1 tRNA gene and 1 rRNA gene are annotated in these 1163 nt (G+C 36.6%); both read left to right on the forward strand.

Annotation, left to right across the window (positions count from 1 at the left end):
* Window positions 1-139: 139 nt before the first annotated feature.
* A 5S ribosomal RNA gene (rrf, locus tag C6Y07_RS18765) occupies window positions 140-255 on the forward strand.
* 782 nt (window positions 256-1037) lie between these two features.
* Window positions 1038-1113, forward strand: a tRNA-Val gene (locus tag C6Y07_RS18770).
* Window positions 1114-1163: the final 50 nt, after the last annotated feature.

Genomic DNA, 1163 nt, shown 5'->3' on the forward strand with positions numbered 1-1163 from the left:
ATCAGGTTGATAGGTCTGAGGTGGAAGCGTGGTGACACGTGGAGCTGACAGATACTAATAGATCGAGGACTTAACCTATATTCTAATGTGAAGCATGAACATTGTTATCTAGTTTTGAGAGAACATTCTCTCCATCAGGTTTGGTGGCGATAGCGAAGAGGTCACACCCGTTCCCATACCGAACACGGAAGTTAAGCTCTTCAGCGCCGATGGTAGTTGGGGGTCTCCCCCTGTGAGAGTAGGACGCCGCCAAGCTTTTCTAAGGATCAGTTCCATACGGAACTGGTCTTTTTTGTGTTTTTGAAAAAATTACTTCTATTAAATCACTTTGTAAAGTGAGAAGTGATGATTTAGTAAATGCCTCATCGATAAGTTGATCTTTCCGTCCGTCTCACTTTCATGTATTTTCATTGAACAACGCAGCTGTTGTTTATGGGTCGGCCGTTCAATTCGTTTAGGATGAAGATCAAAAGCATAGAAAGCAGCTAATAAGAATTTTCTTTGGCAGCCAGATACAGAGGACTGTTTAGAGACACACTAGATGACTGAGTATCGCAACACTTACAGTTGAATTTTTCGCTCGCTCTAAGTAAGAATAAGAAAGAATCAACACTAACTTGATACCCTAGTAACACTTTAATATTGAAGATAGTAAAGAACAGCATCATTTAAGGACATTTTTACATGAAAATGATTTCCCAGAAAAATAAAATAATAAAAGAATTCCTTCTCTAGATGATTTGTATGAGAAGATATATTGAATAAAATAAGCATATAAAAAGCTTGAAAAGGGTAATTTCACATCAATAAAGCTTTATTAGAGCCCTTTTTAACAAAAAAACATAAAAAGATGAAAAAAAGACTTTTAAAATGATGAGACAAGTGGTAGAATTCTTTAGGTGCCTTAACGAAAAGACGAAAAAACAACGTTAAAATAAATTCAAAAATTATTTTAAAAAAGTCTTTACAAACAATATCTTATCGTTATATAATACTATTTGTCGGATCGAGAGACATTCGAAATGACAACACAATATGGAGGATTAGCTCAGCTGGGAGAGCATCTGCCTTACAAGCAGAGGGTCGGCGGTTCGAGCCCGTCATCCTCCACCATATTTATTCTTACATAATGTTAGGATAGATAAAGCCGGTGTAGCTCAACT

Origin of the sequence: Bacillus sp. LNXM12-1 (assembly GCF_003004375.1) — a bacterium.
In the GTDB taxonomy this organism is placed as follows: domain Bacteria; phylum Bacillota; class Bacilli; order Bacillales; family Bacillaceae; genus Bacillus.